The organism is Streptomyces sp. NPDC058240, assembly GCF_042882135.1.
In the GTDB taxonomy this organism is placed as follows: Bacteria; Actinomycetota; Actinomycetes; order Streptomycetales; family Streptomycetaceae; genus Streptomyces.
In genome coordinates, this window is sequence record NZ_JBHVWT010000109.1 from 1 (window position 1) to 6,433 (window position 6,433).

At 69.3% G+C, this 6,433-nt stretch carries 5 protein-coding genes; 1 reads left to right on the top strand and 4 read right to left on the bottom strand.

The window, feature by feature from the left end:
• Positions 1 to 141: 141 nt before the first annotated feature.
• Positions 142 to 1,170 (bottom strand): asparaginase, encoded by a 1,029-nt coding sequence (locus ACFVX4_RS41335; RefSeq protein WP_389988447.1) that lies wholly within the window; start codon positions 1,168 to 1,170, stop codon positions 142 to 144.
• Positions 1,171 to 1,212: 42 nt separating this feature from the next.
• Positions 1,213 to 2,703, bottom strand: coding sequence for a transcriptional regulator, XRE family protein (locus ACFVX4_RS41340; RefSeq protein ID WP_389988450.1), 1,491 nt, complete (start codon positions 2,701 to 2,703; stop codon positions 1,213 to 1,215).
• A 978-nt stretch (positions 2,704 to 3,681) separates the two neighbouring features.
• Between ACFVX4_RS41340 and ACFVX4_RS41345 the strand changes: the two genes are divergently transcribed.
• A complete protein-coding gene (locus ACFVX4_RS41345; protein ID WP_389988453.1) occupies positions 3,682 to 3,978 on the top strand; it encodes a hypothetical protein in 297 nt (98 codons plus the stop codon).
• Between the two features lie 389 nt (positions 3,979 to 4,367).
• On the opposite strand, the gene ACFVX4_RS41350 is transcribed toward ACFVX4_RS41345, so the two are convergent.
• Together ACFVX4_RS41350 and ACFVX4_RS41355 are read right to left on the bottom strand one after the other, a co-directional pair.
• Positions 4,368 to 5,423, bottom strand: coding sequence for a phosphotransferase enzyme family protein (locus ACFVX4_RS41350; RefSeq protein ID WP_389988455.1), 1,056 nt, complete (start codon positions 5,421 to 5,423; stop codon positions 4,368 to 4,370).
• A 147-nt stretch (positions 5,424 to 5,570) separates the two neighbouring features.
• Positions 5,571 to 6,433: hypothetical protein (locus ACFVX4_RS41355; protein WP_389988458.1), on the bottom strand; the 863-nt coding region annotated here is incomplete at its 5' end.

Below are 6,433 nucleotides of genomic sequence, written 5' to 3' on the forward strand. Positions count from 1 at the left end.
GTACCGCCTCCACGGCCGCACGACGGAAAAGCGACCTCGCGAACGATCATCGCGGACCCGCCCTCACCCCCGCAGTGAATTGGGCAGCAGAGTCGAAGGCCAGCGCAAAGCTGCGCCCCATCGCTAGTTCTGCGTGCCGCATCAGCCACGTCCCTCCGGGGTCGTCCCGGCGGGAGCGAAGCTGGCGAGGATCGAGTCGCGGTCGGCGCCGCTGCGCAGCAGGATCGTCAGCAGCAGGCGGGCCTTGTACGGGTCAAGGTGCCCGGCCCCGATCAGACCCCGGTCCAGCAGGTCCTTCTCCGAGCCGTCGAATCCGTACGTGTGGGTGAGGGTCGTGCCGCCGCCGGTGCGGGAGGCGAGGACGACCGGGATCCGCTCGGCGGCGTCCTGGAGGATGGGGACCCAGGTCGCCGGCACGTGACCGACTCCGAAGGCGGCGATGACCAGTCCGTCGACCTGTTCGAGGAGCGGCGCCAGCAGCGTGCCGTCGTCACCGAGGGACGCGGAGTACACGGCGACGCGGGCCGGGCGCGTCATCGCTGCGGAAAGGGGGAGCAGCTTGTGCGCGGGGACGGCAAGGAGTCGAAGGCGGCCTTCGGCTACGGTGCCCAGGGGGCCGGTGTCGGGTGAGGTGAACGCGTTCGTGCTGGTGCTGTGGATCTTGCGGACTCTCGCGGCGTCGAAGACCTGGTCGTTGAAGACGACCAGGACGCCCAGGCCGCGGGCCTGGGGGCTCGCCGCGACGGTGACAGAGGCGAGCAGGTTCGCCGGCCCGTCGGCCCCGGCCAGGTAGGGGGCGCGCATCGCGCCCGTGACGATCAAAGGCGTCTCGCCGGCGTACAGCAGGCTCAGCAGGTAGGACGTCTCCTCCAGGGTGTCGGTCCCCTGGGCCACGACGAAGCCGTCGAAGGTGCCCTGATCGTCCATGGCCCGCAGCTGGCCGGCGAGGTCCTCGATCTCGTCGAGCGTCAGGGAGGCGCCCGGCTTGGTCGTGAACGACTGCGTCTTGACGACGATGCCGGTGGCGGCCAGTTGCGGCACGGCCGCGAGCAGGGCCTCCGCGCTCAGCGTGGGCTTCGCTGCGCCCTCCGCGGTGGTGGGGGTCATCGTGATGGTGCCGCCGAGGCTGATCACGAGCACCGTGGGAGGCGGGGAGCTTGGCTTCGTCAACGCGCAGTCCTCGGATCGCGGGTGGAGCTGGGCGAGTTGAGCCTATCGGCCGTCAGAGGGGCTGCCCAGCCTGCCGATGAAGCGCAGGGTCTGGTCGAGTGTCTTGAGCGTGAGAAGGCGGCTGCGAGGACGCAGCATGCTGGTGATCCCCTCCTCGGCGAGGCCCCGGCACCGGCCGGTCAGCCAGGCCCAGTCCAGGTCGAGGTAGTCGGCCATGGCCGCCAGCCGTGCCGCCGGGGTCGGCCCGTCGACCAGACTGTGGGCCCGTACGTGGCCGATCACCTCCTGGTAGGGAGCCACCTCCCGTCGCGCGCTGGTGGTAGCGACCCGCCAGACGGATTCCCCGCGTACCCAGTTCGCCAGGATGGCCTGGTCGCGTGCCAGGACGAACCCCTCGACCTCCTGGTACTCCTGTTCCGCGGTCAGCCACACCTTGACCCCGTACATCTCCATCATGGCGATCGTGAGGAACAGGAGAATTCGCTCATAGCTCTCGCTTGACCGGACGACGGACTCGGGGACGCAGAACGCGCGACCGAGCGCGCTCCCTGGTCCCGCGAAGCGATCGGCGACGTTCTGCAAGTAGTCGTGCTTGTGCCTGAAGAGCAGCCAGGGTGCGCACTCCTCCCCGGTGGCTTCGCGGGTCCAGAACGTCGGCACCTCTGGAAGGTCACCGAGATGGCGGACTATGTACTGGGCGCAGAGACTGGAGCCCAGCCACGCGGCGCCGATGGGGGACAGGTCGGGCATCTCGGATCGCGGCGGCGCCGAGTTGCTGATCCTGACGTAGTGCCGAAGCTGCTCGGCACGGTCAAAGAGCGGGTTGTCGTCCGCCAGCAGGCCGTCGTCCATGACATGTAGCGCCCAGATGATGGCGTAGACCAAGTCGTCCAACTGGTAGGCGAGCGGTACACGCGGGTCCTGGCCCACCACGAGGTTCTGGCGGGCGAGCGCGGCGTCCATCACGTACAGGCCAGACCCTCCGGCAGCACCGGGAGAGGCCAGAATCACGCCCCTGCGCGAAGAGCGGACGAACGTCTCCAGGTGGGGGAGGTCTGCGGAGATCTGCACACCAATCGAGGTGCCGCCGAAGTGCCGTCCGCCGGCGAGCTCCCAGGTGCCGAAGATTCCAGCGTCCGGTTCGCCGGGGACGTGCCGGGACGTGGGCCAGGTGTAGTCCAGGGTTCGGACCGTGGTGCGCGTCCTTCGGTCCAGCGGGCGGGGGCGGACGATGTCGCGTGCGGGGACGAGCTGGTAGAGGGCCTCGACCTTCTTGCCGAAATAGGCCTCGAGGATGGTGCGCAGGTCTCCGCGGGGGATGTGGGTGCCGGCCAGCCACCGTTTGTAGGTAGCCGGGGAGGGCCGGACCCTGGCGAGTCGCGGCTCTTGTAACGCTTTCGCGGCGTCTTCGGCCATGATCGGCCAGAGGACCCGGAACTTGTTCGGTGAAGCGCAGTTGAGCTCCGGAGCGTCCAGAAGGTGGTACAGGAGCGGTACGACAGTCCGGGCCCGTGACTCCTCCGGTTGAGTCATGTCGTCCTCCTTGATGTCCCCAGAGCCGCAAGGCTGCTCGCTGGATGTTCGTTCGCTGATTCGGTGTGCCCGCGGTGTGACTCACCAGCCGGACTGGGCCGGAAGGATGATCGGAGCCCCCCTCGATGTGGGGGCCGGGAGGTCATCACAGCGCTGGCGCGGGACGAGGAGATGATGCCGTGCGCGCGGCCTCCGGCGATCGCGCGCTGAGCCTTCGCCCAGCCGGGCCGGGTGCCGCCCATGGTGTCGCAGAATCGCGCACGGATCACATGGCCGCGGGCGTGCGCGAGGGCCTGGGGTTCGGCCAGGTGGTCGCGCGGGCTCTCCCCGGGCGGCAGCTGAACGGAACTAAAATCCATGAACTTCCTTCGAGAGTCGCGGACGAGGCGGACATGGCCGCCAGAGGGATGCGCATCGAGTCGTCCGCCGACGGCGAGCCCTGGCGGCCTGGACGCTCGGCCGCGACCGGTATTCGCGTACTCGACGGCGTGGACACACTGAGCATCAGATGCTCCTCATCGGAGAAGGGATGATGGCTGGAGCGCTGGGAATCGGCGCCGGCCTGATCGCGGGCAGCGGTTCCGGGGCCGCTGCCGCAGCACCGGTGGCCGCCAACCCGGCCGCAGCCATGGAACGGGCCCTGTTCGAGCCGGTGCCCGGACGGCCGACCACCCTCAGCGATCTCGCCACCGGACTCACAACCGCCCGCCGGCTGTTCTCTGGCGCCCGCTACAACGCACTGGGAAGCGCCCTCCCCTCGCTCATCGCTACTGCGGAAGCGACCCGGGACGCAGCCACCGGCCGTGCCCGGGAACGCGCACAGCAGCTGTCGCCCGCTCCTACGTCCTGGCCACCGAACTCGCCGTCAAGCAACACTCCGAGGCCGCCTGGGCAACCGCTGACCGCGCACTCACCGCCGCCCGGGCCAGCGGCGACCCTCGCCCCCTCAGCGACGCCGCACGCGTCCTGGCCATCACCATGCGCCGCGCCGGACGCAGCTCCGCCGCCGTCGACTTCCTCGCCAGGACCGCAACCTCACTGAACGCAGAAAAGGGACAACCGCAGACGGACACGCTCGCCGCCCGTGTCTGCCTCCTCATGACAGCCGCCTACACCGCAGCCTCCGGAGGCCGCCGAAACACCGCGCTCGACCTGCTCCAGGAAGCAGAAGAAACCGCCAACCGCATTCCCGGAGCCCAGAACGGGAAGCCAGCCGGCCTGTTCACCATCTCGGCCAGCCCCGCCGAGGTCGCGATGTACCGGATCAGCAGCTGACAGTCCTCGGCACGCCCGACGACGCCGTTCCCTACGCACAGCGTGTCGTACCAGCACAGCTGGCCAACACCGAGAGAGTCGCGCGTTACCTCACCGATACCGCCCGCGTGTGGCACCAGCTCGGCGACGGGCGCCGCACTTTCAGCGCACTGCGAGCCATCGAACGGACCGCGCCCGAAGAAGTCCGGCGCCCCGCACTCCGCACGCTCACCGCAGACCTCCTGTACGCGCCAGGCAGCCTGCCCGGGCTGCGGGAGTTCGCACTACGCACAGGCGCCGCTGCCGCCTGAGGAATACCGACGGTGCCACGATACTGGTGCATCTGGCCGGTTTCTTCCGTTCTGCACCGCCATTTCGCAGCTGGCAAGGGGACTTTTCCGTTCAGGCGCTCAGGACCGCTCGGAGGTGAGTGCGCCCGGGTAGGGGCGCCCTTCCACATATGCCTGCATGCTCGCCACGATGCCGGCGATGCGGCGTGGTCCCCATGAGTTCGCGACGGCTTCGTTGACGAGCACGGCTGCGGTCACAAAGTTCAGGACGAACACGTCGCGCAGCAGCAGGTACGGCTCCAGGAGCCGGGCCCAGTCGGTGGGTAGAGGGCGTACCTGGGCGTAGCCGGCCAGGAAGGCGCGGGCGAACTCCTCGTACGCGCCCAGTTCCTTCTGCGCGATCCGGTGGACGGACGAGAGCACGGTGGCGATGTCGAGCAGGTAGTGGCCGGCGCCGCAGTCGTCGAAGTCGATGACGCCGATGCCGCCGTCGGGCAGCAAGATCATGTTCTCGCGGTGCAGGTCGCCATGGATTCGCCCGCGGTCGTTCTGGCCGTCCTCCTGTAGGGCGGGGGTGATCAACTCGGCGACCTTACGGAGAGCGGCGGCGCCTTCGGGGCTCAGCTGTTCCTGGGCGGTTGGATCGGTGAGGGCGTGCCCTTTGAGGAGGATTGTCTCCGCGTTCCAGACCGGCCGGTCGAACTCCGCCAGTGGGACCGTCGCGGCGTGCTCGTGCAGGTGAGCGGTCACGCGGCCCATCTCCCGCGCCACGCCGGGCTGGCGGTAGGGGGGTTCTGCTGTGCCGGGGAGCCAGTGCAGCAGGGCGAGGGTGGAGGGCTCGTCGTGGCCGGGGACCTCTACGGGGGCCACGTTTTGGCCGCCGGTGGTGGTGACGGGCTCGGGGACGGCGACTGTGTGGGAGGCGGTCAGGCTTTCCAGCCACCGCATCTCGGAGCGCTGTTGGTGGGCGGGGCGGCCGTCACGGACGGACAGGCGGGCCACGAAGGAGGAGCGGCCTGGCGGGGTGACACGCCAGACGGCGTTGTCCTCGTACTGCTGGACCTCCATCGCTGCGGCCGCGCCGTTGAGTCCGTAGTACTTGCTCAGCGCGGCTCGGGTGCGTTGTTCGAGCAGGTCGAGCTGCGTGGCGTGGGGGAGGCGGGAGAACGACGGCACGGGGCACGGGCTCCTTGGTGGTCGGGGTGGGCACGAGCGTAGCGCGGGCCGGCCTGGGGCCGGTCGGTTTGGCGTGGGAATGCACCGCTTCTGGTGGCCGCCCGGCGCGACCGTCGTACAGAGGGTCGATTGTGTTGGAGTCGGCTATTACGGCTGGTTCATGTGCCCCGTGCGCTCGGGGCGTTGGGTGTGCTGGGGGAGCAGGACGCGATGGCGGTACGGGCGGTCCTGGGGGGTGTCGATGTCGGAGGTCGGGGGATGGGTCAGTGGGGTGGGCAGGGTGGTCGTGGGCAGGTCGGCTTCGCTGTCGTCGGTGTTGGTGGTGTGGGTGGCATCGGGCCGGAAGCCGAGGTTGGAGACGAGGTTGGCGGCGGGGACGATCGCCTTTCCGCTGTGCATGAGGCAGGCCAGGGCCCACTGGTGGTTCCAGTTCTCCCGGTGTTCGCCCTGGTGGATGCTGTCCCAGCGGTCTTCCCAGAAGCGGCGTTCGGCGGGGTCGGGGAAGTGGCGGTGGTGTGCGCGCTCGGCTTTCCACCTGGGCCAGCCGCGGATGGCGGGGTCGTTGTGCTGCCAGGCCCGGGCCCAGGTGGCCCAGCCCCAGACGCGGTTGTACTGGGAGAAGTGGTAGGAGGGCGGGCCGGGGTAGGGCAGTGGGTTGGTGGCGCTGATGTGCATGACGGAGGGGTCGTCGGCGTAGAGGGTGAGGAGTTCTTCGGCGTAGGGGAAGAAGCTGGGGTGGGGCAGGCAGTCGTCTTCGAGGATGATGCCGGCGGGGGTGTGGGTGAAGAACCAGTCGACGGCGTTGACGACGCCGTCCCGGCAGCCCTGGTTGTGGGGGGAGTAGCGGCGTGTGACGGTGCATGGCCAGTCGATGGTGTCGAGCAGTGTGCGGACAGCGGTGGTGCGTGCGGTGTCCTGGGGGGTGCCTCTATGTTCTTCGTCAAGCGTGCAGGAGGCTTCGGTCCGGGCTCGATGTTCTCCGTGGGGCATGAGACTGTCTGGTTGTGTCG

Excerpts from the sequence above, each read along its gene's own strand:
- ACFVX4_RS41345 (WP_389988453.1), top strand. The coding sequence starts at position 3,682 with ATGCGCCGCGCCGGACGCAGCTCCGCCGCCGTCGACTTCCTCGCCAGG.
- ACFVX4_RS41340 (WP_389988450.1), bottom strand. The coding sequence starts at position 2,703 with ATGACTCAACCGGAGGAGTCACGGGCCCGGACTGTCGTACCGCTCCTG.